Genomic DNA, 24,565 nt, shown 5'->3' with positions numbered 1-24,565 from the left:
CCCCACGCACGAACCGACCGGGGGCGGCCCGGTCAGCGCAGGTGCAGCACGTCCCCGGCGGCCAGCCGACGCTCCCCGGCGGCGGTCTCGACCAGCAGGTGACCGTCGGGATCCACGCCGGTGGCGAGCCCGGTCAGCGCGGAGCCGTCGGGCAGCAGCACCCGCACCTGCCGCCCCACCGTGGCACAGGAGGCCAGGTACGCCTCCCGCAGACCGCACGCGTCGGCGTCACCGCCGGCCATCCGCCACCGGTCGTACCAGTCGGCGAGGGCGCGCAGCAGGGCCCGCAGCAGGGGATCACGATCGGTCGCGGTGGCCCCGGCGAGTTGCAACGAGGTGGCCGGCAGGCCGGTGGGGTTCTCCGGCAACTCCTCGGCGCGCAGCGTCACGTTCACCCCGATGCCGAGCACGATCGCGGGTGGCTCCGCTCCCCCGGCCGCCGGCACCGCCTCGGCCAGGATGCCGGCGCACTTGGCCTCGCCGACCAGCAGGTCGTTGGGCCACTTCAAGCCGGCGTCCAGCTCGGCCAGCCGGGAGACCGCCTCCACCAACGCGACCCCCGCGAGCAGCGGCAGCCAGCCGTACCCGGTCGGGGGCGCCGGTGGCCAGTCGCGTTCGGTGACGGCCTCGCCGGGCCGGAGCAGCACGCTGGCCGCGAGACCCGCCCGCGGCGGCGACTGCCAGACCCGGCCCCGTCGACCCCGGCCGGCGGTCTGCCGCTCGGCGACCACGACCAGGCCCTCCGGCTCACCGGCCCGCGCGGCGTCGGCCGCGTCGGCGTTGGTCGAGCCGGTCTCCGACCGCAGGTCCAGCCGACGCCAGGGGCCCAGCGGCGCGGTCAACGCCCGGGACAGCCGCGCCGCCGACAGCGGCGGTCGGTCCAGATCGGTGTACGGCGAGCCCGGCATCCCGCCAGCCTACGGGCCGGGTCGACGGCCGCGTCCGGCCAGCCTCCGGCGAGGCTACTGAGGCGTACTGCACAGCGGCGCGGGCCTGAACCATCGTTATATTCCCAGGGTGACTACCGAGACCGGGACCAACACCCACAGCACCGCGGGCAAGCTGGCGGACCTGGAGCGACGGGTCGACGAGGCGGTGCACGCGGGCGCGCGCGGGGTGGAGAAGCAGCACGCGCGGGGCAAGAAGACCGCCCGGGAGCGGATCGAGCTGCTGCTCGACGAGGGCTCCTTCGTCGAGCTGGACGAATTCGCCCGGCACCGGTCCACCAACTTCGGGTTGGATCGCACCCGCCCGTACGGCGACGGGGTGATCACCGGTTACGGCACCGTCGACGGGCGGCAGATCTGCGTCTTCGCGCAGGACTTCACGGTCTTCGGTGGCTCCCTCGGCGAGGTCTTCGGCTCCAAGATCGTCAAGGTGATGGACCTGGCCATGAAGATCGGCTGCCCGGTGGTCGGGATCAACGACTCCGGTGGCGCGCGCATCCAGGAGGGCGTCGCCTCGCTCGGCCTCTACGGGGAGATCTTCTTCCGCAACGTGCGGGCCAGCGGGGTCATCCCGCAGATCTCCCTGATCATGGGCCCGTGCGCGGGTGGCGCGGTCTACTCCCCGGCGGTCACCGACTTCACCGTGATGGTCGACCGGACCTCGCACATGTTCATCACCGGCCCGGATGTCATCAAGACGGTCACCGGCGAGGACGTGGCGATGGAGGAGCTGGGCGGGGCCCGCACCCACAACGCCCGCAGCGGCAACGCGCACTACCTGGCCGCCGACGAGGACGACGCGGTCGACTACGTCAAGGCGCTGCTGTCCTACCTGCCGTCCAACAACCTGGACGAGCCGGTGGTGTTCGACGCCCCGGCGGACCTCGACGTCACCGACGCCGACCGGGAGCTGGACACCCTGATCCCCGACTCGGCCAACCAGCCGTACGACATCCACCGGGTGATCGCGCACGTCCTCGACGACGGCGAGTTCCTGGAGGTGCAGCCGCTCTACGCGCAGAACCTGGTGATCGGCTACGGCCGGGTGGAGGGCCGCCCGGTGGGGGTGGTCGCCAACCAGCCGATGCACTTCGCCGGCACCCTGGACATCGCCGCCTCGGAGAAGGCGGCCCGCTTCGTGCGCACCTGCGACGCGTTCAACATCCCGGTGCTGACCTTCGTGGACGTTCCCGGGTTCCTGCCCGGCACCGGCCAGGAGTGGGACGGCATCATCCGCCGGGGGGCGAAGCTCATCTACGCGTACGCCGAGGCCACCGTGCCCAAGGTCACCGTGATCACCCGCAAGGCGTACGGCGGGGCGTACGACGTGATGGGCTCCAAGCATCTCGGGGCGGACCTCAACTTCGCCTGGCCGACGGCGCAGATCGCGGTGATGGGCGCGCAGGGCGCGGTGAACATCCTCTACCGGCAGGAGTTGGCCGCCGCCGAGGACCCGGCCGCCGTCCGGGCCGAGAAGATCGCCGAGTACGAGGACACCCTGGCCAACCCGTACATCGCCGCCGAGCGCGGGTACGTCGACGCGGTGATCCCGCCGCACGAGACCCGTACCCAGATCGTCCGGGCGCTGCGGGTGCTGCGGACCAAGCGGGAGACCCTGCCGCCGAAGAAGCACGGCAACATCCCGCTGTGACCGGCGGGCGGCTCTCAGCAGGGTGCGTCGGTGGCCGGGCAGAGCCGTTTCGCGGCGGTCCCGCCCAGCGCGATGAAATCGGCCTGGCTCAACTCCGGGCCGGTGGCGTCGACCCGGTCGGCGACCGTGTCCGGGGCGGGTGCCACCACCGTGACCAGATCACCGACCCGGACCACCAGGGTGGTCTCGACGGCTGACGCGCGGCCGGCCGGCTCCCCGCCGGCCTGCTCACGGGGTTGCCGCACCACATGTCGCAGCAGCACCGACTGGTCACCGGCGAAGTCGCGTGCCGTCGGCTCCCAGCTGTGCTCCTGCGCCGTGCGGACCGCCTGCTGATCGGCGGTCAGCAGGGACGCGCCGAGGGTCCAGTCCGCGCAGGCGTCGAGCAGCCGGTCGATCTCGCCGAACAGCCACCGACCCCGGGGCAGCTCGATCCGGTAGACGTCCTGGCTCAGCACCCGGGCGGCCGGGAGGTCGTCGCGGGCCCCCGGGCGGAGCAGGGTCTGCGAGCGGGAGGCGCGGGACACCGGCAGTCGGGCGGCGACCTCGCGTTCCCGCCCACACGATTCGAGCAGCGGGTCGACCTGGACGGTCTCGGCCAGCCCCGTCGTGCCGAGCCGCGCCCCGGTGCTGAACGGCAGGTCGGCGGGGGTCAGCAGCGCGGCGAGGGGGATCTCCGTCCGCACGGGGACCGCGACCGGAGCCGAGGAGTGACTCGCGAACGCGGCCGGGGCGGTGGAGGTCGGTGACCCGGTGAGGCCCGGACCCGCCACCGTGGCGGAGCCGGCCAGCACGACGAGCACCGTGACCGCCGACAGCACCGCCGTCCGGCAGCTGCGGCGGCGGGCGCGGGCCCGGATTTCGGCCGGCTCGGGCCAGTGGACCTCACGCAGGTCCCGGTGCAGCCGGTCGACGAAGGTCAGATCCTCATCCATCAGACCTCCTCCAGGTCAGAAACGGCGAGCAGGCCGGCGAGCGCGGCGCGCCCCCGGGAGAGCCGGGCCTTGACCGTGCCCACCGGGGCTTCGGTCTCCCGGGCCACCTCGGCTACGGGCATGCCGAGCAGGTAGTACAGGGCGAGCGCGATGCGCTGTTCCTCGGGCAGTTGACGCAGGGCGGCAACCACGTCGAGCGTGTCGGTGCCGGGGCCGGGCACGCTCTCGGTCGCCCCGTGCCGCAGGTAGGCGCGGGCCCGGCTGCGCAGGCTGCGCCAGCGGCTCACCGCGATCCGGGAGGCGACCACGCGTACCCAGGCCTCCGGGTCGTCGTACCCGCTCACCGTCGACCAGCGTTGCCAGGCCCGGACGTACGCCTCCTGCACGGCGTCCTGCGCCTCGGCCAGGTTGCCGGTGAGCGCGCAGACGAAGCCGAGCAGCCGTTGTCGGCTGCCCCGGTAGAACTCGTCGAACCCGTCGACGTCCGGCACGCTGATACCTCCCCCGTGGCGGTCGCAGGTGACACGCGCGCCGCGCCCCGGTGGGTTGCGTGCTCAGCCGATCATTCTGCGCGCTCGACGAGGTCGATCAGCTCGGCCAGCGGGAAGGTGCCGGCGGGGAGGCGTTCCTGCGCCAACCGGCGGACCGCGACCTGCACGGCGGTGTTGGCCGGTGTGGGCACCCCGTGTCGTCGGCCGAGCAGCACGATCTCCCCGTTGAGGTGGTCGGCCTCGGTGGAGCCGGCCGCCCGGGTCAGGCTCTGCCAGGTCGAGCTGCCGCTGCGCGGTTGCCCGTCGACCGGCCGGGTGCCGACCCGGTCACCCCGCTCGGCCCGCTCCTCGTCCTCGGCGGGGTGCGCGATGCCGGCCGCCGCGAGCACGGCGACGCCCTCGGCCCGGACCCGGTCGAGCAGCCAGCCGGGAAGGTCGCCACCGAGCAGGGCCTGCACCCCGTTGCCGAGGTTGTTCAGCAGCTTGCCGTACTTCCACCGCATCACGTCGTCGCGGACCGGGGCGAGGAAGCCGGCAGCGGTCAGGTCCGCCGCCACCGCCGTGTCGATCTCGTCGGCACCGGCCGGATAACGGCCCACGTGCAACATCCCCGGGTACGGGTGACCGCTGGCGATCACCACACCCGGGTCGAGATGGGTGGCCGGCAGCCATACGCAGACCGGGTGGACGTGGGCGAACAGGCGCAGCGCGGTCGGCTCGTTCGCCACCCCGTTCTGCGCGGTGAACAGGGGCAGCCGCTGCCCGGCCGTACCACCGCCGACGACCGGGGCGTCCGCCCAGGCGTCCAGGGCGGCCCAGGTGTGCTGCGACTTGACGGTCAGCACCAGGACGGTGTCGGCCGGCAGCGGCTCCGGGCCCGGCCCGCCGGTGGCCGGCCCACGCCAGGTCACCGCCCGGTCGGGGGTACGCAGGGTGAGCCCGCGGCGGCGGATCGCGTCCAGGTGCGCACCCCGCGCCACCAACGTGACGTCGCGACCGGCCTCCCCCAGCAGTACGCCGATGGTGCCGCCGACCGCGCCCGCTCCGATGATCACGTATCGCATCAGACCGATTCTGCCCCGCACCCGGCCGGCTCGACGACCCGGCACCGGTCCGGGCACCGTCCCCCGGTGCCGGTGGCCCGGCGCGGGATGCGGTCGGTGGTGCGGTCGTCGTGGGTGCGGTGGCCCCGGGCGGGCAGCCTCAGAGCGGGATGCCGGCCTCGGCGAGCAGCGGACCGGCGAGCAGGACCGCGCCGACGGCGAGGGCGAACAGGTTGACCAGCCCGAAGACGACCACCCAGAGCAGCGCCGGGAAGGGTGTCAGGTGTGCCAACTGGTCGGCGTCGGATTCGGGCATCCGGCCCCGGCTGCGCAGCCGTTGCAACTCGAAGACCGGCCGGACGCCGCCGAGCAGCAGGAACCAGACCGAGGTCCAGGCGAACGCGGCCTGCACCTGCGGGGTGGCGTACCAGGAGACGATGAGCACCACACCGCCGGTGATCAGCAGGGAGAGTGCCCCGAAGACGTTGCGGACCAGCAGCAACAGGGCGAGCAGCAGGGCCACCGCGACCCAGAGCAGCAGGGTGATCCGGTTGCCGCCGAGCAGCAAGGCACCACCCAGGCCGACCAGCGACGGCGCGACGTACCCGGCGAGCAGGGTGAGGACCATGCCGGGGCCGGTGGGGCGACCGGCGCTGAGGGTGAGCCCGGAGGTGTCCGAGTGCAGCCGGATGCCGTGCAGTCGCCGCCCGGTCAGCAGCGCCGCCAGGGCGTGGCCGCCCTCGTGCGCGATGGTCACCGCGTTGCGGGCGACCCGCCAGGTCGTCCGGACGGCGACGACCACCAGCGCGGCCAGGGCGGTGAGCAGCACCAGCAGGGGCGGCGGGTCGGGTTGGGCGCTGAACAGCCGGTCCCAGAGGTCGCCCAGCCCGTCGATCGACACCATGGCCGGGGAGCCTACCCGGCCGGACCGCGTCGCTCGACGGTCGTCGCCTCGTACCGGGTGAGCCTGACCGGGCGGCGAACTCGACGGGAGCCTGATCGTGAGCCCCTGCTCCGAGCAACCGGTCGCGTTGGTCTGCGAGATCGTCTCGCCGGGCAACGCCGCCGCCGACCGCATGGTCAAGATGCAGCTCTACGCGATCGCCCGCATCCCGTGGTACCTGGTGGTCGAGCAGGATGGCGACGCCCACTCGCTGCGGCTGCACCGGCTCGACGGCGCGCACTACGTGGAGGACCAGGTGGCGAAGGCGGGCGAGACGTTGACCCTGGCCGAGCCGTTCCGCTGGCAGCTCGACCCGGCCGCGCTGCGCTGAACCGGCCCCGTCGACCGGCGGACACCGCCGCCTACCTGGCCTGACCGATTCAGATCGGTGCCTGCAAGATTCGGCAATCGTCGATGAAACTTTCCTTGAGCCCTCTTGCGATCAAGGGTAGGAATCTCCAAAGATTGGCGTCAATCGATTGGCGTCCCTGGAGGAATCCATGACCCGTACCAGATTCTCGTTGCGCCGGCTGTTCGCCGCCGGTCTCACCGTGGCCGCCACCGCGGCTGCGGCCCTCGTCGTCACGGCCGCACCCGCGGCCGCCGCCACCACCGCCGGCGTCGACGTCTCGCACTACCAGGGCTCCATCAACTGGAGCAGCGCCCGCAACGCCGGCATCGAGTTCGCCTTCATCAAGGCCACCGAGGGTACGACCTACAAGGACCCGAACTTCAACGCCAACTACGTCAACGCCTACAACGCCGGGGTGATCCGGGGGGCCTACCACTTCGCCCGGCCCAACATCTCCTCCGGCGCCGCCCAGGCCGGCTACCTGGCCAGCAACGGCGGGGGTTGGTCGGCGGACAGCCGTACCCTGCCGGCCGCGCTCGACGTCGAGGCCAACCCGTACAGCGGCGGCACCTGCTACGGGCTGTCCACCACCGGGATGCGCAACTGGATCCAGGACTTCCTCAACACCTACCGCTCCCGCACCGGCCGGTACGCGGTCATCTACACCACCACCAGCTGGTGGAACCAGTGCACCGGCAGCTGGACCGGCCCGTGGGCCCACCACCCGCTCTGGCTGGCCCGCTGGGCGAGCACGCCGGGCACTCTGCCCGCCGGCGCCCCGGTCTGGAGCTTCTGGCAGTACACCAGCTCCGGCAGCGTCTCCGGGATCCCTGGCAACGTCGACCGCAACTACTGGAACGGCGACCGCTCCCGGCTGATCGCGCTGGCGAACAACACCTGACCACTGCCGGACACGGCTCGGCGGCAGCGGGGCCGGTCATCACCGAAGGGTCGATGACCGGTCCGACTGCCGCCGTCGTGGTGGGTGACCGGGGTGCCTGCCGACCGGTCCGTCGGCTGTCGGGTCAGGCGCTCTTGCGGCTGGTCAACGGTACGGTCACGGCGTCGGTGCCGCTGGTCATCGTGGTCCGTCGGCTCAGCCGCCAGGCGGCGACCCCGGCGGCGGCGACCGTCACGACGGCGACCAGGGTGACCAGCGCGGCCACCCCGGCGCTCAACAGCAGCAGGACGACATCGCCGAGGGCGACGAGCATCCACAGTGCCAGCCTGGGTCGGGCGTCCCTGCGTCGGTAACTCATCTCGCTACCTCCTTCCGTCGTCCCAGGACAGATACCCCGTACGACCGAAAGTCATGCGAAACGATTTCACCCCCGGCGGGAATCCTCCGGAATCAGTTCTTCCGGTCCGGGACGAACCGGCTGGTGATCAGGGCGAAGTTGTCGAGGTTAGCGTTCCAGTCCTTCGCCGCCACCTCCCAGCGCAGCCCGTAGCCCCGGTTGGTGGCGGTGACGAAACCCCGGTTACGGACGTGGATGCGGGTGTTGTCCCGGCTCTCCAACCAGTCCCAGTCGGCGCAGGTGCGGTAGCCGCCGCACGCCTTGATGTCGAGGTACTGGTAGTTGTTGACGTAGTTGCGCCGGTTGGGCTCCTGCGACCTCCAGTCGGCGACCGCGTCCTTCTTCGGGCTGGACGTCCACTGGATGAGCAGTTCCCGCACCCCGCCCGGCTCGGTGATGACCACCGAGTCGGAACGGACGCTGCGTCGCCAGCCCTTCGGCACCGGGACGCTGAAGGTCGGCCCCTTGTACATCTCCCAACCCTCCGGCAGCGCGTTCGGGTCGGCGGAGGGGGTGGCCGACGGCGTCGGGCTGGGCGGGGCGCTCGTCGGTGGCGGGGCCGCCGGAGCCGACGTCGGGGCGGCGGATGACGCGGCGGCGCTCGTCGGATCGGCCTGCGGGGTCCCGTTCCCCGGGTCGTCGGAGCTGGTCAGCAACGGGACCGCCAGCGCCAACCCCACCAGCAGCACCGCGACCAGCGCGCCGATCAGCAGGTTACGTCGCTTGTGGTCCGACGGCGTCCCGTCGTACACCGGGACGGACGCGACCCCGGCGGACCCGGCGGGCGGGCTGACCGGCGCGTCCAGCACGGCGGTCGGGTTGCCCGGTGGGGGCGGGTCGACCCGGCCGGCGCCGGCCGACGGGGAGATCTTGCTGGTCGGCGCGGCGTCGGCACCGGCCGGCGCGGCAGCCTTGCTGGCCGACGCGGCGGCCGCGGCGGCCTTGCCAGGCGGAGGACTGTCGGCCGGAACCCCCGGGCTGGTCGACACGGCGTCGGCCTCGATCGGCGGGGTGACCTTCGTGGTCGGGTCGGCATCCACCCCGGCCGGCACCGTCGCGGTGGCGTCCGCACCTGCGGCCGACGCCCCGGTGACGATGGTCGCCTCCGCTGCGCCACCCGTCGAGGCGGCACCGCCCGCCATGGCCCGCGTGGCGGCGCTGTCGTTCGCGGCGGCGCTGTCCGACGCCGCCTTCGCGGCCGCTGCCTTCGCGGCTGCGGTGCCGGTGGCGGCCCCCGCTGCGGAGGCCACCGACGGCGAGGTCCTCGCGCCGGTCCCGCCCTCCGCCGGGCGGGGCGCCGGCACCACCGGTACACGCGGCTCGCGCGGACCGTTCGGCCCCGGCCGGCGTACCCCGTCGAGCAGGGAGATGCCCCTGGCGCGCTTGCCGGCGGCCCGCCGCAGCATGCGCTCCGCCACCTCGGCGGTGATCCGTTCGGTCGGGTCCTTGCGGAGCAGGCCGATCAGGACCGGCTTCAACGGGCCGGCGTTCTTGGCCGGCGGCAACGGCTCGGTCGCCAGCGCAGCCAGGGTGCCGATCGCCGACGGCCGGGCGTACGGCGACTTGCCCTCCACCGCGGCGTAGAGCGTCGCCCCCAACGACCAGAGATCCGCCTCCGGGCCGGCGGTGCCGTCCCGGGCCCGCTCCGGCGCGATGTACGCGGGCGAACCGAGCACCATGCCCGTGCGGGTGACATTCGGGTCGCCGGGAATGGTGGCCAGTCCGAAATCGGTCAGCACCACCCGGCCGTCGGTGCCGAGCAGCACGTTGCCCGGCTTGACGTCCCGGTGCATCACACCGGCCTTGTGGGCGGACTTCAACGCGCCCAGCACGCCCAGGCCGATCTCCACCGCGCGGGCCGGGGTCACCGGCCCGTCCTCGGCGAGGGTGTCCTGCAACGACCTCGACGCCACGTACTCCATGACGATCCACGGGTCGCCGTCGGTGCGCAGCACGTCGAAGATGCGGACCACGTTGACGTGGTTGAGCCGGGCGATCGCCCGCGCCTCACGCAGCGACCGCTCCCGCATCTCGCGGCGCTCGTCGTCGGTCAGACTGGGCGGTGGGACGAGCTCCTTGATGGCGACGTCCCGGTGCAGGACCTCGTCGCGCGCCTTCCAGACCCGGCCCATGCCACCCTGACCGAGCGGCGAGAGCAGCCGGTACCGGTCAGCGACGAGTGAGGAAGGCACGTCAGACATCGGTGAGACCGTACCCGGCCGCGCCAATGCGCACACCGCCGGCACGCCACTGTGCGACGTGGGTCAACTTGTCGACGCGTACCCTGGCGTCATGTCTGCCGAAGAGCCGCTGTTCCGGGTCGTCCGGGGGGTTCCGACCGCCGAGGAGTTGGCCGCGCTGGTGGGCGCGCTCGCCCTCCGTTCCCGGTCGGCCGGCACACCCGCGCCGGTGGCGAGGTCTTCGTGGGCCCGCAGCGCCCGTCCGGTCGGCGCGGCTCCCGCGCCCGGTCGTGACGCCTGGCGTACCTCCGGCCTGCCCCGCTGACGGTCGGGACCGCCCGCCGGGGGCTGCCGGGATCGCCACCCAGCCACTAGCCTCACTCTGGGAAACGGTGTCGTGACAGTCGGGAGGACCAGTGATCCCTGAGGAGGGCCGCCCAGCTTCCTGGCTGGGCAACTACGGCGGCATCGAGGCCGACATCCGCCAGATGCGGGAGTTCGCCGACCAACTCCAGGCCGAGGTCGAGCGGAACTACACGCCGCACCTGCGCTACATCGCCGACGACATGACCACCGCCGTGCCCAACCCGTGCGATGCGTTCATCGAGCTGGTCCACTTCCTCCAGGCGCACTGGGAGACCCAGCAGGCCACCTCCGACCTGGTGCACGGCCTGGCCGGCGCCACCGGTCGGCTGGCGACCGCCGCCAACCGGATCGCCACCGACTACCAGGGTGCCGACGCCTTCGCCAACGCCCGGGTGACCGACGTCGAACGCGCCCTGCACGGCGCGCAGGCCACCGCGGCCACCCTCGCCGGCCGCTCCTCGTGGACGGCACCCGAGCCCAACAGCCCCGAGAACCCGGGTCCGGTGGTGCTGCCGTGATCGAACGGGGCAGCGGCCGTACGTCCGGCCTCACCGACTGGCAACTGATGGACGTGCTCAGCATGTGGGCCTGCCTCCAGGACCAGGAGACCCAGGGGCACTGGAAGCACGTCGCCGGGTGGCGCAAGGTCTGCGACCTGGCCCAGACCCACCTGCGGCGACTCCAGCAGTACCGCAGTGGGCTCGCCGAGGCGTGGCCGCCCGCCACGAACGCCGCCGCCAGGACGTACCTCGGTGAGCTGGACGAGCTGATCAGCAGGGTGCAGCACACCCACGACACGGCCGCCGCCAACCACGACGCCCTCGCCGCCGCCGCCCGCGCCATCGACAGCACCAGACCAGAGCTGAAGCGGCTGTACGACGACTACGCCGGAAAGCTCACCCGGAAGCGGGGGTACGAAGCGACTCTTGCTGATCCCAAGGCGGCCGCGGGCAGCCGGGTGGTGGACCCGCCGGTGACCGACGCCGACCTGGAGAAGCTGAACGTGCAGGCGCGCGGGATCATGTTCGGGCTCAGCGGCGAACTCCAACAAGCCCAAGCAATGCTCCAAAAACCTCCACCCAGGCCAAGGCCCAGCCCAGGGGTAGATCAGAACAACCCTGACGTATACGCATCACCTCACGAGGGGCCTGCCATTCCGCCGATTTTGCCACTCCCTATCGCACGGACAGACGCCATGGCGAGGCCAGGTTCGAGCGACCAAGCACGAGTACTGCCACATCAAACAACTAACATCGTGGGACCAGTCCTCGGCAGCACCGGCACTGGAATTGCGCCACCTCCTGCTATTCAGGGGCCGCTCGGCCCAGCACCGCAAGTCACGCCCAGTAATAACGCCACCTTTCCTCCCATCTCACCAATAAGCAGTACGGGCAGTCGAGACGGCCAACAGGGACCACCTCGAATCCCGCGAGATTCTTCATCCCGAACGGGATTCGGGAACATTCAAGGCCCTTCGCCAACCCTCCCCGCTCGCCAAGTACCACCTAGCGGCCTAATTGGAGGAATGCCGGGGATCGGGTTGGGGCAACCCAACGGCACCACCTCATCGCGCCGCATCAACCCTATCGGCGGAGTAATCGGCGGCGGCGGAGCTGGAACTACGCCGACAGGCGCGGCAGGTTCGAGGCCTCGCGGTGGCCGATTCAATCAGTCCACCAGCATCCCCGGCATCCCGCCATTTGGCGGTGGCGCCAGCCCGCAGGGCAGACCATTCGGTCGGATAGATAATGATGATTCATCCACCAGCAAGCCACCCCACTGGGATCCAGATAAACCCTGGGAGGTAGCGGAGGGTGTCCCTCCAGTAGTTCGCCCCCCTGACGAGCAAGGCCCATTTGATCCCGGGCCAGCCATCGGGTTCGATCGTTGATGAGAGAAGCCGCACAGGCGGCAGCCACTTCCCTTACGTTATTATCGGCACTCTTTCCAAGCATTCCTTCTAGCAGCCTGCCAGAAGCTTCCCCGCCATCCGTCAGAGAAGATCAGTGGCATCTTCGATACCTAAAAGTTGAAAAGGCGCACCAGATTAGCCGCGGCGCCGGCGTCGTAGTAGCAGTGCCGGACACAGGGGTGGAAAAACACCCCGACCTGCGCAGGAATCTTCTTGAGGGGATTGATCTTACGCCTGAAAGAGGTGGCGACGGCCTTCAAGACCAAGATAGTCACGGAACAGGGATGGCAGGTCTAATCGCCGCACATGGGGAAGCCCAAGGAGGCGCACTCGGAATTGCGCCCATGGCCAAGATACTGCCAGTGCGAATTAAAATCGCCAACGAACAGGGCGGCAGCGACAACCTCGCCGCTGGAATCGAATATGCGGTATCACGGAGAGCGAGCGTGATCAGCATCTCAATGACGGGCGAGCCCGATGTTCGACTACAGCAGGCCATCAAAGAAGCAACTCAAGCGAACATTGTTGTTGTGGCTGGGGCAGGCAACCAACCCGACCAACGAGGCGTCGGATACCCGGCCGCCTATCCGGGTGTCGTAGCAGTTGGTGGGACAAGTCAATACGGTAAGCACGCTTCTATTTCTGTGAGTGGTCCCGAAATTGACGTTGTGGCACCGGCGGTCGACATCTACAGCACCAGCATCAACGGCAAGTACCGCAAGGGAACCGGTACGTCCGATGCCACTGCCATTGTGGCTGGGGCGGCGGCGCTGGTCCGCTCGAAATACCCCTACCTCCCCGCCGCCGAGGTCGTACACCGACTCACGGCGACCGCCGTCGACAAAGGCCCTCCCGGCCGCGACGACGAGTACGGCTACGGCGTCATCGACCTGGTGGCCGCGCTCACTGCCGACGTCCCACCCCTGGGCTTCGAGAGCACGACGGCCACCCCGCCGAGAACCGGGGCGACGAGCGCAGCCGCACAGCCGGCCAGCGGCGGCGTTGGTGCTGCCGTGCGGGGGTGGGCGACGTTGGGGGTGATCGTGGCGGCCGGGTGCGGATTCCTGGTGTGGCGTCGACGTCGACGTGCCGACGACCCGCCACCACGGATCAGCCGGTAGCGTCGGCCCGTGTCCAACTCCTTGCCGCTCCGCCTCGTGCTCGCCTCGCAGAGTCCCGCCCGCCGCAAGTTGCTACAGGCGGCCGGGATCGAACCCGATGTGCTGGTGAGTGGGGTCGACGAGTCCCAGGTGATCGCGGAACGAGCCGAGGATCTCTGCCTGGAGTTGGCCCGGTTGAAGGCGCAGGCCGTGTCCGACCGGCTGCGCTCCACTGCGGACGAGCGGACGCTGGTGCTGGGGTGCGACTCGGTGCTCGCGTTCGACGGTGAGATCCTTGGCAAGCCGGACGACGCAGCCGACGCGACCCGACGATGGCAGCGGATGCGCGGGCGCAGCGGGGTGCTGCACACCGGGCACTGCCTGATCGACATGGTGCACGAGTCCCGTGCGGAGGCGGTGGCCTCGACGGTCGTGCACTTCGCCGACGTGACCGACGCGGAGATCGCCGCGTACGTGGCCACGGGTGAGCCGTTGGCGGTGGCCGGGGCGTTCACCATCGACGGGTTGGGTGGGGCGTTCCTGAACGGGATCGAGGGTGATCCGGGAACGGTGGTCGGGTTGTCGTTGCCGCTGCTCCGTGGCCTGCTGCGCGATCTGGAGCTGAGCATCACCGACCTTTGGACGAAGGTCGCGCCGGGCGCCCAGGAGATCGAGCCGCTGGGCTAACGTCCGGTCATGACCTCGAAGTCGTTGCCGCTGACGCCGGAACTGCACGCCTACCTCGTCGCCCACGGTTCTCCGCCGGACGAGATCATCCGCGACCTGGCGGAGGAGACCCGCGCGGTACTCCCGGCACACGCCGAGATGCAGGTGGCGCCGGAGCAGGCGGCGTTCCTCACCTTCCTGACCCGGCTGCTGGGTGCCCGGCAGGCCGTCGAGGTGGGTACGTTCACCGGGCTCTCGTCGCTGGCGATCGCCCGTGGATTGCCCGAGGACGGTCGGCTGACCTGCTTCGACATCTCGGAGGAGTTCACCGGCATCGCCCGGTCGTACTGGCAGCGCGCGGGGGTGGCCGACCGGATCGAGTTGCGCATCGGCCCGGCCGCCGAGACGCTGCGGGAGCTGCCGCACGAGCGTTACCTGGACTTCGCCTTCATCGACGCCGACAAGACCGGCTACCCGGTCTACTGGGCCGAGTTGGTGCCCCGGATGCGCCCCGGCGCGGTCATCGCGGTCGACAACACCCTGCGCGGCGGCCGGGTGCTCGCCCCACGTGACGCCGCCGACCGGGCGATCGCCGCCTTCAACGACGAGGTGCTCGCCGACGTCCGCGTCGACGCGGTGCTGCTCCCCCTCGCCGACGGCGTCACCCTCGCCCGGGTGCACTGACCGCTCCACCCGGGTCGCCTGCCTAGATCAACTCCCTTGGGCCGATATAGCGGTGTCCAGCACACGTCGACACCGCCATATCGGCGACATTGAGTCGATCAAGGGCGCACGGGCCACGTCGAGGTCGGGTGCGGCGGCGTCTCGTCAGCGGACGCTGCGGGCGAACTGCCGGGCCGCCCAGAAGACCCCGGCGGCGGCGAGCACCGCGATGATGGCCAGCCCCTGCCACACCTTGTCGTTGGCGAGGTCACCGGCGAACAGCGCCCGGGTGCCGTCGACGGCCCAGGAGAACGGGTTCCACTCGGCCACCCCCTGGAGCCAGCCCGGGGCGAAGGTCAGCGGCAGCAGGATGCCGGAGAGCAGCAGCACCGGCTGGGCCACGGTGTTCATCAGCGGGGCGAGGGCGTCCTCGCTCTTGACCTTGAGCGCGACGCCGTACGAGACGGCCGAGGTCATCAGCGCGATCAGGGCCAGCATCAGGTACGCCAGCAGCAGGTCGCCGATGAAGACACGCAGGTCGAACAGGAGCGCCAGCAGCGTGATGATCACCGCCTGCACGAGCAGCGAGACGACGTCGCGCAGGGAGCGGCCGAGCAGCAGGGCGAGCCGGCTGATCGGGGTGACCCGGGACCGCTCGATGACCCCGGCACGCAGCTCGGCGATCAGGCCGAAGCCCTGGAACAGTCCGCCGAAGATGGCGAGCAGCACCAGCAGGCCGGGTACGAAGATCTTGTAGGCGGCGGCCTGGGTGGGCGCGTTCAGCGCCGGCTTGAGCAGCGGGGCGAAGAGCAGCAGGTACATCACCGGCTGGAAGACGCCGACGAAGACCCACACCGGGTTGCGCAGCAGCAGTTGGAGTTGGCGTTGGAAGATCAGCCAGGTGTCGCGGGCGAGTTTCATGCGTGGTCTCCGGGGTCTCAGGACTCGCGCAGCGAGCGGCCGGTCTTGGTGAGAAAGACGTCGTCGAGGCTGGGTCGGTGCAGCTCGATCGAGGTCATGGACAGCCCGGCGTGGTCGAGCCGGCGCAGGATCTGCGGGATGGCGGTGGCCCCCTCGTCGACATAGAGGCGCAGCCCACCCTCGTCGGCGGTCTCCAGCTTGTTGAGGTATTCCTCGCCGTCGAGGAGCTGGGCGGCCTGCGGGGTGCTCGCGAGGTCGAGGCCGACGAGCACCACGTCGCCGGAGATCTCCCGCTTCAGCTCGGCCGGGGTGCCCTCGGCGACCACCTCACCGTGATCCATGATCGCGATCCGGTCGCAGAGCGCGTCGGCCTCGTCGAGGTAGTGGGTGGTGATGAAGACGGTCATCCCCTCGGTGCGCAACCGGCGGATCTCGTCCCACATGTGCGCGCGGCTCTGCGGGTCGAGGCCGGTGGTCGGCTCGTCCAGAAAGACGATCTTCGGCTCGTGGATGATGCCGAGCGCGATCTCCACCCGCCGCCGCTGGCCGCCCGAGTAGGTCTTGCACTTACGGTCGGCGTACTCGGTGAGCTGGAAGGCCTCCAGTGCGCGGACGGCGCGGCGGTGCGCGTCGGCCTTGCCGATGCCGTACATCCGGGCGTGCAGGACCAACTCCTCGCGGGCGGTGCACTCGTCCCAGGTGCTGCCGCCCTGGGCGACGTAACCGATCCGGCGGCGCACCTCGGCCGGCTCCTTGCGCAGGTCCGCGCCGGCGATGGTGGCGTCGCCGCCGTCCGGTTCGATCAGCGTGGCGAGCATCCGCAGGGTGGTGGTCTTGCCGGCACCGTTGGGGCCGAGGAAGCCGAAGATCTCCCCTGCGGGGACCTGAAGGTTCACCCCCCGTACGGCGTCGACCGTTTTCGTCTCCCGACCCTGCCGGGAGCGGAACGACTTCCGCAGCCCCCTGGTCTCGATCATTTCTACTCCTGGTCGTCCGGGCCGGGTCGCGCCGGCCACCGTCTGCCCCCGGGACGCCATGCGGCGCGCTCCCCACCATCGGGCCGGGAGCAGGCTAACGCGATATAGCTTCTATAGTCAACGTTGGTTATTACTTCTTGGTGCCGCCGGGGGGACCACCGTCGGTCCAGCCCGGCCAGCCCTCCGTCCCGGCCACCCCAGCAGGCAGGTACGACACTCCCGACTCGATCCGCTCGGCGATCCGCCCGCACCACGCCACCTCCGCCTCAGCCCGAGCCAGCCACAGCTCGAACATCCAGCTCACGTGCACCGGCTTGCTGTTGCGCACCCAGTCCGAGTCCAACGAGGCACGCATCGATTCGACACCGGCCCGCAGCAGGTTCGCCCGGTTACGCAGCGCCGCCGCCGCCTCCTCCCGGGGCATCGCCGGCAGGAACGAGAAAGCCACCGTGAACGGGTCGACCACCTCGTGCAACTGCCACCACTGCGCCCGCAGCAGGGTCTCGAACTCCTCGCTCCCCTTCTGCGTCACCTCGTACGTGGTGCGCGCCGGGCGGGCGCCGACCTGCTCGGTGGCGACCGCGCGCAACAGCCCCTCCTCGGTCAGCTTGCGTAGCGCGTGATAGATCGAGCCGGGCTGCACGTTCGCCCACTTGTCGGCGCTCCAGCTCAACAGCTCGCGGCGAACGTCGTAACCGTGCACGGGCTGCATCCACCGGACCAGCCCCAGGATCATCAACCGAGTCGCAGACACCGCACAAGCGTAATAACCAAGTTTGACTAGCTCACCGCGCCCACAGTGCGGCATCCCACACTGAGTGATCGTTAGGGGCGCTCCCGGCCTGCCGATACACTCCCCAGGCAACGACCCCGGGAGGAGCACCAAGGTGCGCAAGGTTCTCATCGCCAACCGTGGAGAGATCGCCGTCCGCGTCATCCGGGCCTGCCGCGACGCCGGTCTGGACAGCGTCGCCGTCTACGCGGACTCCGACCGGGACGCCCTGCACACCACCCTCGCCGACGAGGCGTACGCCCTGGGGGGCGACACCGCCGCCGACAGTTACCTGCGCATCGACAAGCTGATCGAGGTGGCCCGGCAGGCCGGCGCGGACGCCGTACACCCCGGTTACGGCTTCCTCTCCGAGAACGCCGACTTCGCCCAGGCGGTCATCGACGCACGCCTGACCTGGATCGGCCCCACCCCGCAGGCGATCCGCGACCTCGGCGACAAGGTGACCGCCCGGCACCTCGCCCAACGGGCCGGCGCACCCCTGGTCCCCGGCACCCCCGACCCGGTCGCCGACGCCGACGAGGTGACCGCCTTCGCCGTCGCACACGGCCTGCCGGTCGCCATCAAGGCCGCCTTCGGCGGCGGCGGGCGCGGCCTCAAGGTGGCCCGCACCCTGGAGGAGATCCCGCACCTGTTCGAGTCGGCCACCCGGGAGGCCGTCGCCGCGTTCGGCCGGGGCGAGTGCTTCGTCGAGCGTTACCTGGACCAGCCCCGGCACGTCGAGGCGCAGGTCCTAGCCGACCAGCACGGCAACGTGATCGTGGTCGGCACCCGGGACTGCTCCCTGCAACGCCGGCACCAGAAGCTGGTCGAGGAGGCCCCCGCACCATTCCTCACCGCCGCGCAGCGCGCCCAGATCCACGACAGCGCCAAGGCGATCTGCCGGGAGGCCGGCTACCACGGCGCCGGCACGGTCGAATACCTGGTGGGCGTGGACGGCACCATCTCCTTCCTGGAGGTCAACACCCGGCTCCAGGTGGAGCACCCGGTCACCGAGGAGACCGCCGGCGTCGACCTGGTCCGCGAGCAGTTCCGGATCGCCGACGGCGAGAAGCTGCGGTTCACCGGGGACCCGACCCCGCGCGGGCACGCCATCGAGTTCCGGATCAACGGCGAGGACCCGGGCCGCAACTTCCTCCCCGCCCCCGGCACCATCACCGCGCTGCGCCTACCCACCGGTCCCGGCGTACGGGTCGACACCGGTGTCCGCGCCGGTGACGTCATCGGCGGCAACTTCGACTCGCTGCTGGCCAAGGTGATCGTCACCGGCGAGACCCGCGCCGAAGCGATCGAGCGGGCCCGCCGGGTGCTCGACGAGATGGTGGTCGAGGGGATGGCCACGGCGCTGCCGTTCCACCGTCTCGTCGTACGCGACCCGGCGTTCACCGCCGAGCCGTTCACCGTGCACACCCGGTGGATCGAGACCGAGTTCGACAACACCGTCCCGGCGTTCACCGCCACCGCCGCCACCGCCGACCCGGTGGCCTCCCGCGAGACCGTCGTGGTCGAGGTGGGTGGCAAGCGGCTGGAGGTCACCCTCCCCGCCGGCCTCGCCGGGGGTACGACCACCGCCGCCCCCGCCACCCGCCGGCCGGCCCGCCGCGGCGGCGGGACCAACACGGGCGCGACGGTCAGCGGCGACGCGCTCACCTCGCCCATGCAGGGCACCATCGTCAAGATCGCCGTCGCGGACGGGGACACCGTCGCCGAGGGTGACCTGGTCGTCGTCCTGGAGGCGATGAAGATGGAGCAGCCGCTGCACGCCCACCGGGCCGGTACGGTCGCCGGGCTGGCCGCCGAGGTCGGCGCGGTACTCACCGCCGGCGCGGCGATCTGCACCATCTCCTGAACCGGGCCCCTCGCGCCCCATCGGCCAGCGGCAGGTTCGGGGCAACCCGGTCCCGGTGACCGTGGTGCCCCTGCGCGGCCCGGTGTGGTGCGTCGCCGACCGACCGACGGGCCGGACGCCTCCAGCGGAGGCAGGGTGGTGTGGGCCACCGACGGCGGCGGGACGGGCCGGGAGCGGGAATGATGGCGGGGTGAAGTTCCTTCATGGCGCGGTCCCCGCACACGACCTGACCTACAACGACGTCTTCATGGCGCCGGCCCGTTCCGAGGTGGGTTCGCGGCTCGACGTCGACCTGTCCACCGCCGACGGCACCGGCACCACCATTCCGCTGGTGGTGGCCAACATGACCGCGGTGGCCGGCCGGCGGATGGCCGAGACGGTGGCCCGGCGCGGTGCGATCGCGGTGATCCCGCAGGACATCCCGATCGAGGTGGTCGCCACCGTGGTCGACTGGGTCAAGCAGCGGCACCTGGTGCACGACACCCCGATCACGCTCGGCCCGACCGACACCGTCGGCGACGCCATCCACCTGCTGCCCAAGAAGTCGCACGGCGCGGTGGTGGTGATCGACGAGGCCGGCCGGCCGGTGGGCGTGGTCACCGAGGCGGACACCCACGAGGTGGACCGGTTCGCCCAGCTCCAGCATGTGATGTCCACCGAGCTGCACACCGTGCCGGCCGACGCCGACCCGCGTACCGGATTCGAGCGGCTCCACGCGGGGCGGCGTCGGCTGGCCCCCGTGGTGGGCGCCGACGGCCGCCTGGTCGGGGTGCTCACCCGGCAGGGCGCGCTGCGGGCCACCCTCTACCGCCCGGCCGTCGACGACCGGGGCCGGCTGCGGATCGCGGCGGCGGTCGGCATCAACGGCGACGTCACCGGCAAGGCCGAGGCGCTGCTCGCGGCGGGGGTCGACACCCTGGTGGTGGACACCGCGCACGGGCACCAACGGCGGATGATCTCCGCACTGCGGGCGGTCCGCAAGCTCGACCCGCCGGTGCCGGTGGCGGCCGGCAACGTGGTCACCGCCGACGGGGTACGCGACCTGATCGAGGCGGGCGCGGACATCGTCAAGGTCGGGGTCGGGCCGGGTGCGATGTGCACCACCCGGATGATGACCGGGGTCGGCCGGCCACAGTTCTCGGCGGTGCTGGACTGCGCGGCGGCGGCCCGCGCACTGGGCCGGCACGTCTGGGCCGACGGCGGGGTCCGGCACCCCCGGGACGTGGCGTTGGCGCTGGCCGCCGGGGCATCCAACGTGATGGTCGGTTCCTGGTTCGCCGGCACCTACGAGTCGCCGGGTGACCTCTACACCGAGCCGGACGGCCGACGCTACAAGGAGAGCTTCGGGATGGCCTCGTCGCGTGCGGTCAGCGCCCGGACCGCCGAGGACAGCGCCTTCGACCGGGCCCGGAAGGCGATCTTCGAGGAGGGCATCTCCACCGCCCGGATGTACCTGGACCCGGCCCGCCCCGGAGTCGAGGACCTGATCGACGAGATCATCTCCGGGGTACGCAGCGCCTGCACCTACGCGGGCGCCCGCTCCCTGGACGAGTTCCACGAGCGCGCCCTGGTCGGCGTCCAGAGCACCGCCGGCTACACCGAAGGCATGCCCCTCCCCACCAGCTGGTAACCCCCCTCCCCCCCTCCCCCCTCCCCTCCCGCCCCTCCCCGCCCCGCCCCGCCCCGCCCCGCACGAGTTGATCAAGAGGTTTACGTCACCCACCGCGAATTTCCTGACGTAAACCTCTTGATCAACGCCGCGACCCTCCACCCGCTCGGGTGATCAAGAGGTTTACGTCAGCTGAGGCGGGTGGGGTGACGTAAACCTCTTGATCAACGGGGCTGGGAGAGGCGGGGCGGGGCGGCGGGGGCAGGGCGGCGGGGCGGGGCGGCGGGGGACAGCCAGGCGGCGCAGGGTCGGGCGGGCGGGACAGCCAGGCGGGGGCGGGACAGCCAGGCGGGGGCGGGGCAGGGTGGGGTCGGTGGGGTGGGTCAGGGTGGGGGTGGGGGTGGGGGTGGGGTGAAGAGGCGGCGGATGACGGTGCGGGCGGCGGCGCGGGGGTCGGCTTCGACGTCGGGCGGCAGCGCGCCGGAGAGCCAGAGGGTGGCGAAGCCGTGCACGATCGACCAGGCGGCCAGCGCGTCCGTCCGCGCCTCGCCCGGGGCGGCCCGGCCCACCGGCAGCGCCGCCACGCCGAGGCGCAGTGCCGCGCCCGCGCGCTCCCGGGCGGCCCGTACCTCGGGGGCGTCGGCCCGGTAGAGGTCGGGGCGGAACATCACCTCGAAGTGCGCCCGGTGGCGGACGGCGAAGTCCACGTATGCCACCCCCACGTCGAGCAGGTCGTCACCGGCCGCGGTCAGGGCGGCGGCCAGCAGGTCGAACCCCTCGACGGCGAGGGCGGTGAGCAGCCCGGCCTTGTCGCCGAAGTGGTGGGTCGGGGCGGCGTGTGAGACGCCCGCGCGACGGGCGAGGTCGCGCAGGCTGAGCGCCGCCGGGCCGGACTCCCCGATCGCCGTCACCGCCGCTGCGAGCAGGGCGCGTGGCAGGTCGCCGTGGTGGTAGGCGCGGGTGTCGGTCATGACACCAGCATATCTTTACGTTGACAAGACGGTCGTTCGGGTGGCTATCTTGTCAGTATAAAGATTTGCACCCGAGGAGGCCCGCATGGTTCCGTTGATCGCCCTGCTCGTCGGCACCGCCGTCGCGCGCCTGGCCGGGCTGGCCGGCGTGGCCGCGCTCGACGGCTGGCACCCCGCGCTCCGCGTCGGGCTGGCACTGCTGTTCGTGCTGACCGGCTTCGCCCACTTCACCTCACCCCGCCGGGAGGGCCTGATCGCCATGGTCCCGCCGCGCCTACCCCACCCGGGCACCCTGGTCACCGCCACCGGGGTGCTGGAGTTGGCCGGAGCCGCGGCGTTGTTGATCCCGACCACCGCCCGTCCGGCCGCCGGCGCGCTGGCACTGCTGATGGTGGCGATGTTCCCCGCGAACGTCTCGGCGGCCCGGCGCGGCCTGACCCTCGCCGGTCGACCCGTCACCCCACTCGGCCCGCGCACGGCGCTCCAGATCCTGTACGTCGGAACGGCCCTGACCATTTCGTTTGGCCCCTGACGGTCCGGGAGCTAACATACTCACCGTGCAGATGGAACCACTGCCTGTCTATCCCGACGTGCTCCGCAGCGTGCCGCTCGGCCGGCTGCTGTCGGTCGCCGGGCACCTCGCCGACCAGCACTGGGGGCGCTACCTGGCCGAGCACCACGGCCTGACCCCGGCCGGGATGCGGGTGCTGTTCACCCTCACCCACCTCGACGACGCCACCCACCGGGACGTCGCCGACCGCTGTTTCGTCCGGCCCGCCACCCTCACCGGGATCATCGACACCCTCGAACGGGACGGCTTCGTCGAGCGCCGCCGCGACGACGCCGACCGGCGCAGCGTCCGGCTGGCGCTGACCGACAAGGGGCGCGAGCACACCCGGGCCCTGGTCGACCGGATGCACACCACCACCCCGCTCACCTCCGTCGACGCCGATCCGGCCCGGCACGCGGTGATCCGGGATTTCCTGATCGAGGTCATCACGACCATGTCCGACGGGGAGGACAAGAGGTTGACAACACAACACCAGGAAACGACCGACGACCCGAGGCCCGGGAGCCATCCGTGCTGATCAGTCTGCTGCGCCGCTACCTGCGGCCCTACCACCGGCCGCTGGGCGCGGTGGTGCTGCTCCAGTTCGTCGGCACGATGGCCTCGCTCTACCTGCCGAGCCTCAACGCCGACATCATCGACCTCGGGGTGGCCCGGGGCGACACCAACTACATCATCCGTACCGGCGGCTGGATGCTGCTGGTCAGCCTGGTGCAGATCGCCTGCTCGGTGGCGGCCGTCTACTTCGGCGCGCGCACCGCGATGGCCTTCGGCCGGGACGTCCGCGCGGCGATCTTCGGGCAGGTCAACCGCTTCTCCGCCCGCGAGGTCGCCCGCTTCGGCGCACCCTCGTTGATCACCCGCAACACCAACGACGTGCAACAGGTGCAGATGCTCGTCCTGATGAGCTGCACCATGCTGGTCGCCGCGCCGATCATGAGCGTCGGCGGGGTGGTGATGGCGCTGCGGGAGGACATCGGCCTGTCCTGGCTGATGCTGGTCAGCGTGCCGGTGCTCGCCGTCGCGCTGGGCCTGGTCATCCGCCGGATGGTCCCCGGTTTCCGGCTCATGCAGACCCGGATCGACACCGTCAACCGGGTGCTCCGGGAGCAGATCACCGGCATCCGGGTGGTCCGGGCGTTCGTCCGCGAGCCGTACGAGACGCAGCGGTTCGGCGTGGCGAACGCGGACCTGACCGCCACCGCCCTACGGGTCGGCCGGCTGATGGCGCTGATCTTCCCGGTGGTGATGCTGGTGCTCAACGTCTCCAGCGTCGCCGTGCTGTGGTTCGGGGCGCAGCGGGTCGACTCCGGGCAGATCCAGATCGGCGCGCTGACCGCCTTCCTGGCGTACCTGATGCAGATCCTGATGGCCGTCATGATGGCCACCTTCATGCTGATGATGGTGCCGCGCGCGGCGGTCTGCGCCGAACGCGTCACCGAGGTGCTGGACACCGAGTCCTCGGTGGTCCCGGCGGCCAACCCGGTCACCCGGGTCGACGGCCACGGTGAACTGGAGCTGCGCGGCGTGGCCTTCCAGTACCCGGGGGCCAGCGCACCGGTGCTGCACGACATCTCGTTCCGGGCCACCCCGGGCCGGACCACCGCCGTGATCGGGTCGACCGGCGCCGGCAAGACGACCCTGCTGACTTTGATCCCCCGGCTGGTCGACCCGACCGCCGGTGCGGTGCTGGTCGACGGGGTCGACGTACGGGAGCTGGCCCCGGAGGAGCTGTGGCGGCGGATCGGCCTGGTGCCGCAGAAGCCGTACCTGTTCACCGGCACGGTGGCGAGCAACCTGCGGTACGGCAACCCGGACGCCACCGACGACGAGCTGTGGACGGCGTTGGAGATCGCCCAGGCCCGGGACTTCGTGGCCCAGATGACCGGCGGCCTGGAAGCCCCGATCGCGCAGGGCGGGACGAACGTCTCCGGCGGGCAGCGGCAACGGCTCGCCATCGCACGGGCGCTGGTCCGCAAGCCGGAGATCTACCTGTTCGACGACTCGTTCTCGGCCCTCGACCTGGGCACCGACGCCCGGCTGCGGGCCGCGCTGCGCCCGGTCACCGCCGACGCCGCAGTGGTGATCGTGGCGCAACGGGTCTCCACGATCATCGACGCCGACCAGATCATCGTGTTGGAGGACGGGGGCGTGGTCGGGATGGGCCGACACGACGAACTGCTCGAGGACTGTCCGACGTACGCCGAGATCGTGGCGTCCCAGCAGACGACGGGGGTGCCCGCGTGACCGCCGTACCCGAGCAGAAAAAGGCCCCGGAGGCGACCACGCCGGAGCGGCTCCCGGCCGCCGGCCGGCGCACCGGCGGCCCGCCG

At 71.4% G+C, this 24,565-nt stretch carries 24 protein-coding genes; 13 read left to right on the top strand and 11 right to left on the bottom strand.

The genetic code is table 11. The features are described from left to right. Positions 1–32: 32 nt before the first annotated feature. Positions 33–908, bottom strand: a complete 876-nt coding sequence (locus tag ACQP1S_RS04440) for a biotin--[acetyl-CoA-carboxylase] ligase (protein ID WP_432903271.1) — start codon at positions 906–908, stop codon at positions 33–35. A gap of 109 nt (positions 909–1,017) precedes the next feature. Here ACQP1S_RS04440 and ACQP1S_RS04435 point away from each other — a divergent pair, with 109 nt between their 5' ends. Beyond that, a complete protein-coding gene (locus ACQP1S_RS04435; RefSeq protein ID WP_432903269.1) occupies positions 1,018–2,598 on the top strand; it encodes an acyl-CoA carboxylase subunit beta in 1,581 nt (526 codons plus the stop codon). A 14-nt stretch (positions 2,599–2,612) separates the two neighbouring features. Here the strand turns inward: ACQP1S_RS04435 and ACQP1S_RS04430 are convergent, their stop codons facing one another. The 4 genes from ACQP1S_RS04430 to ACQP1S_RS04415 form a co-directional block, all read right to left on the bottom strand. Next, complete coding sequence (locus tag ACQP1S_RS04430) at positions 2,613–3,533, bottom strand: hypothetical protein (protein ID WP_432903266.1); 921 nt, start codon at positions 3,531–3,533, stop codon at positions 2,613–2,615. Beyond that, entirely contained in the window at positions 3,533–4,024 is a 492-nt protein-coding gene (locus tag ACQP1S_RS04425) for a SigE family RNA polymerase sigma factor (RefSeq protein ID WP_091248040.1), read from the bottom strand. Before ACQP1S_RS04425 ends, ACQP1S_RS04430 begins: the two co-directional genes overlap by 1 nt. Before the next feature lie 71 nt (positions 4,025–4,095). Beyond that, positions 4,096–5,088 carry a ketopantoate reductase family protein gene (locus ACQP1S_RS04420; RefSeq protein ID WP_432903263.1) on the bottom strand — a complete coding sequence of 331 codons (993 nt, stop codon included), beginning with the start codon at positions 5,086–5,088 and terminating at the stop codon, positions 4,096–4,098. A gap of 139 nt (positions 5,089–5,227) precedes the next feature. Further along, entirely contained in the window at positions 5,228–5,971 is a 744-nt protein-coding gene (locus ACQP1S_RS04415) for a M50 family metallopeptidase (RefSeq protein ID WP_432903260.1), read from the bottom strand. Positions 5,972–6,068: 97 nt separating this feature from the next. Here ACQP1S_RS04415 and ACQP1S_RS04410 point away from each other — a divergent pair, with 97 nt between their 5' ends. Together ACQP1S_RS04410 and ACQP1S_RS04405 are read left to right on the top strand one after the other, a co-directional pair. Further along, entirely contained in the window at positions 6,069–6,341 is a 273-nt protein-coding gene (locus ACQP1S_RS04410) for a Uma2 family endonuclease (RefSeq protein ID WP_432903257.1), read from the top strand. A gap of 169 nt (positions 6,342–6,510) precedes the next feature. Next, the gene (locus ACQP1S_RS04405) at positions 6,511–7,263 is read left to right on the top strand and encodes a GH25 family lysozyme (RefSeq protein WP_432903254.1); all 753 of its coding nucleotides are present in this window, start codon (positions 6,511–6,513) and stop codon (positions 7,261–7,263) included. Between the two features lie 124 nt (positions 7,264–7,387). Here the strand turns inward: ACQP1S_RS04405 and ACQP1S_RS04400 are convergent, their stop codons facing one another. Both ACQP1S_RS04400 and ACQP1S_RS04395 read right to left on the bottom strand, forming a co-directional pair. Beyond that, complete coding sequence (locus ACQP1S_RS04400) at positions 7,388–7,621, bottom strand: hypothetical protein (protein WP_432903251.1); 234 nt, start codon at positions 7,619–7,621, stop codon at positions 7,388–7,390. 92 nt (positions 7,622–7,713) lie between these two features. Beyond that, positions 7,714–9,861 carry a serine/threonine-protein kinase gene (locus ACQP1S_RS04395; protein ID WP_432903248.1) on the bottom strand — a complete coding sequence of 716 codons (2,148 nt, stop codon included), beginning with the start codon at positions 9,859–9,861 and terminating at the stop codon, positions 7,714–7,716. Between the two features lie 91 nt (positions 9,862–9,952). Between ACQP1S_RS04395 and ACQP1S_RS04390 the strand changes: the two genes are divergently transcribed. The 5 genes from ACQP1S_RS04390 (at position 9,953) to ACQP1S_RS04370 (ending at position 14,568) form a co-directional block, all read left to right on the top strand. After that, positions 9,953–10,165 (top strand): acyl-CoA carboxylase epsilon subunit, encoded by a 213-nt coding sequence (locus ACQP1S_RS04390; protein WP_432903245.1) that lies wholly within the window; start codon positions 9,953–9,955, stop codon positions 10,163–10,165. A gap of 91 nt (positions 10,166–10,256) precedes the next feature. Further along, positions 10,257–10,724, top strand: coding sequence for a hypothetical protein (locus ACQP1S_RS04385; protein WP_432903244.1), 468 nt, complete (start codon positions 10,257–10,259; stop codon positions 10,722–10,724). Between the two features lie 1,372 nt (positions 10,725–12,096). Further along, on the top strand, positions 12,097–13,239 hold the full coding sequence (gene mycP, locus ACQP1S_RS04380; protein WP_432903241.1) for a type VII secretion-associated serine protease mycosin: 1,143 nt from the start codon (positions 12,097–12,099) through the stop codon (positions 13,237–13,239). Positions 13,240–13,248: 9 nt separating this feature from the next. After that, positions 13,249–13,905 carry a Maf family protein gene (locus ACQP1S_RS04375; RefSeq protein ID WP_091248016.1) on the top strand — a complete coding sequence of 219 codons (657 nt, stop codon included), beginning with the start codon at positions 13,249–13,251 and terminating at the stop codon, positions 13,903–13,905. Between the two features lie 9 nt (positions 13,906–13,914). Further along, complete coding sequence (locus tag ACQP1S_RS04370; RefSeq protein WP_091248014.1) at positions 13,915–14,568, top strand: O-methyltransferase; 654 nt, start codon at positions 13,915–13,917, stop codon at positions 14,566–14,568. 144 nt (positions 14,569–14,712) lie between these two features. On the opposite strand, the gene ACQP1S_RS04365 is transcribed toward ACQP1S_RS04370, so the two are convergent. The 3 genes from ACQP1S_RS04365 to ACQP1S_RS04355 all read right to left on the bottom strand — a co-directional run bounded on the left by ACQP1S_RS04365 (position 14,713) and on the right by ACQP1S_RS04355 (position 17,184). Next, positions 14,713–15,468 carry an ABC transporter permease gene (locus tag ACQP1S_RS04365; protein ID WP_091248012.1) on the bottom strand — a complete coding sequence of 252 codons (756 nt, stop codon included), beginning with the start codon at positions 15,466–15,468 and terminating at the stop codon, positions 14,713–14,715. 17 nt (positions 15,469–15,485) lie between these two features. Then, positions 15,486–16,445 (bottom strand): ATP-binding cassette domain-containing protein, encoded by a 960-nt coding sequence (locus ACQP1S_RS04360; RefSeq protein WP_432903237.1) that lies wholly within the window; start codon positions 16,443–16,445, stop codon positions 15,486–15,488. A gap of 130 nt (positions 16,446–16,575) precedes the next feature. Next, a complete protein-coding gene (locus tag ACQP1S_RS04355; RefSeq protein WP_432907787.1) occupies positions 16,576–17,184 on the bottom strand; it encodes a PadR family transcriptional regulator in 609 nt (202 codons plus the stop codon). Positions 17,185–17,332: 148 nt separating this feature from the next. On the opposite strand from ACQP1S_RS04355, the gene ACQP1S_RS04350 reads away from it, so the two are divergent. Together ACQP1S_RS04350 and ACQP1S_RS04345 are read left to right on the top strand one after the other, a co-directional pair. After that, positions 17,333–19,084 (top strand): acetyl/propionyl/methylcrotonyl-CoA carboxylase subunit alpha, encoded by a 1,752-nt coding sequence (locus ACQP1S_RS04350; protein WP_432903234.1) that lies wholly within the window; start codon positions 17,333–17,335, stop codon positions 19,082–19,084. Positions 19,085–19,274: 190 nt separating this feature from the next. Next, positions 19,275–20,714: a GuaB1 family IMP dehydrogenase-related protein gene (locus tag ACQP1S_RS04345; RefSeq protein WP_432903231.1), complete on the top strand. Its 1,440-nt coding sequence runs from the start codon at positions 19,275–19,277 to the stop codon at positions 20,712–20,714. A 362-nt stretch (positions 20,715–21,076) separates the two neighbouring features. On the opposite strand, the gene ACQP1S_RS04340 is transcribed toward ACQP1S_RS04345, so the two are convergent. Continuing rightward, entirely contained in the window at positions 21,077–21,664 is a 588-nt protein-coding gene (locus tag ACQP1S_RS04340) for a TetR/AcrR family transcriptional regulator (RefSeq protein ID WP_432903228.1), read from the bottom strand. 85 nt (positions 21,665–21,749) lie between these two features. Here ACQP1S_RS04340 and ACQP1S_RS04335 point away from each other — a divergent pair, with 85 nt between their 5' ends. From ACQP1S_RS04335 to ACQP1S_RS04325, 3 genes are read left to right on the top strand one after another with little or no spacing between them, the layout of a single operon-like run. Beyond that, the gene (locus ACQP1S_RS04335; RefSeq protein WP_432903225.1) at positions 21,750–22,196 is read left to right on the top strand and encodes a DoxX family protein; all 447 of its coding nucleotides are present in this window, start codon (positions 21,750–21,752) and stop codon (positions 22,194–22,196) included. 31 nt (positions 22,197–22,227) lie between these two features. Next, positions 22,228–22,752 carry a MarR family winged helix-turn-helix transcriptional regulator gene (locus ACQP1S_RS04330; RefSeq protein WP_432903222.1) on the top strand — a complete coding sequence of 175 codons (525 nt, stop codon included), beginning with the start codon at positions 22,228–22,230 and terminating at the stop codon, positions 22,750–22,752. Then, on the top strand, positions 22,746–24,479 hold the full coding sequence (locus ACQP1S_RS04325; RefSeq protein WP_432903219.1) for an ABC transporter ATP-binding protein: 1,734 nt from the start codon (positions 22,746–22,748) through the stop codon (positions 24,477–24,479). Before ACQP1S_RS04330 ends, ACQP1S_RS04325 begins: the two co-directional genes overlap by 7 nt. The last annotated feature ends 86 nt before the right edge of the window (positions 24,480–24,565 follow it).

It is taken from the genome of Micromonospora matsumotoense (genome assembly GCF_050951065.1).
In the GTDB taxonomy this organism is placed as follows: domain Bacteria; phylum Actinomycetota; class Actinomycetes; order Mycobacteriales; family Micromonosporaceae; genus Micromonospora; species Micromonospora matsumotoensis.
This window is presented reverse-complemented; position numbering and strand designations above follow the sequence as displayed.

Bases quoted from the DNA above. Each gene is read 5' to 3' on its own strand.
- ACQP1S_RS04365 (WP_091248012.1), bottom strand. From the start codon at position 15,468: ATGAAACTCGCCCGCGACACCTGGCTGATCTTCCAACGCCAACTCCAA.
- ACQP1S_RS04415 (WP_432903260.1), bottom strand. From the start codon at position 5,971: ATGGTGTCGATCGACGGGCTGGGCGACCTCTGGGACCGGCTGTTCAGC.
- ACQP1S_RS04420 (WP_432903263.1), bottom strand. From the start codon at position 5,088: ATGCGATACGTGATCATCGGAGCGGGCGCGGTCGGCGGCACCATCGGC.
- ACQP1S_RS04390 (WP_432903245.1), top strand. From the start codon at position 9,953: ATGTCTGCCGAAGAGCCGCTGTTCCGGGTCGTCCGGGGGGTTCCGACC.
- ACQP1S_RS04340 (WP_432903228.1), bottom strand. From the start codon at position 21,664: ATGACCGACACCCGCGCCTACCACCACGGCGACCTGCCACGCGCCCTG.
- ACQP1S_RS04360 (WP_432903237.1), bottom strand. From the start codon at position 16,445: ATGATCGAGACCAGGGGGCTGCGGAAGTCGTTCCGCTCCCGGCAGGGT.
- ACQP1S_RS04370 (WP_091248014.1), top strand. From the start codon at position 13,915: ATGACCTCGAAGTCGTTGCCGCTGACGCCGGAACTGCACGCCTACCTC.
- ACQP1S_RS04405 (WP_432903254.1), top strand. From the start codon at position 6,511: ATGACCCGTACCAGATTCTCGTTGCGCCGGCTGTTCGCCGCCGGTCTC.
- mycP (WP_432903241.1), top strand. From the start codon at position 12,097: ATGAGAGAAGCCGCACAGGCGGCAGCCACTTCCCTTACGTTATTATCG.
- ACQP1S_RS04430 (WP_432903266.1), bottom strand. From the start codon at position 3,533: ATGGATGAGGATCTGACCTTCGTCGACCGGCTGCACCGGGACCTGCGT.
- ACQP1S_RS04330 (WP_432903222.1), top strand. From the start codon at position 22,228: ATGGAACCACTGCCTGTCTATCCCGACGTGCTCCGCAGCGTGCCGCTC.
- ACQP1S_RS04395 (WP_432903248.1), bottom strand. From the start codon at position 9,861: ATGTCTGACGTGCCTTCCTCACTCGTCGCTGACCGGTACCGGCTGCTC.
- ACQP1S_RS04335 (WP_432903225.1), top strand. From the start codon at position 21,750: ATGGTTCCGTTGATCGCCCTGCTCGTCGGCACCGCCGTCGCGCGCCTG.
- ACQP1S_RS04400 (WP_432903251.1), bottom strand. From the start codon at position 7,621: ATGAGTTACCGACGCAGGGACGCCCGACCCAGGCTGGCACTGTGGATG.
- ACQP1S_RS04440 (WP_432903271.1), bottom strand. From the start codon at position 908: ATGCCGGGCTCGCCGTACACCGATCTGGACCGACCGCCGCTGTCGGCG.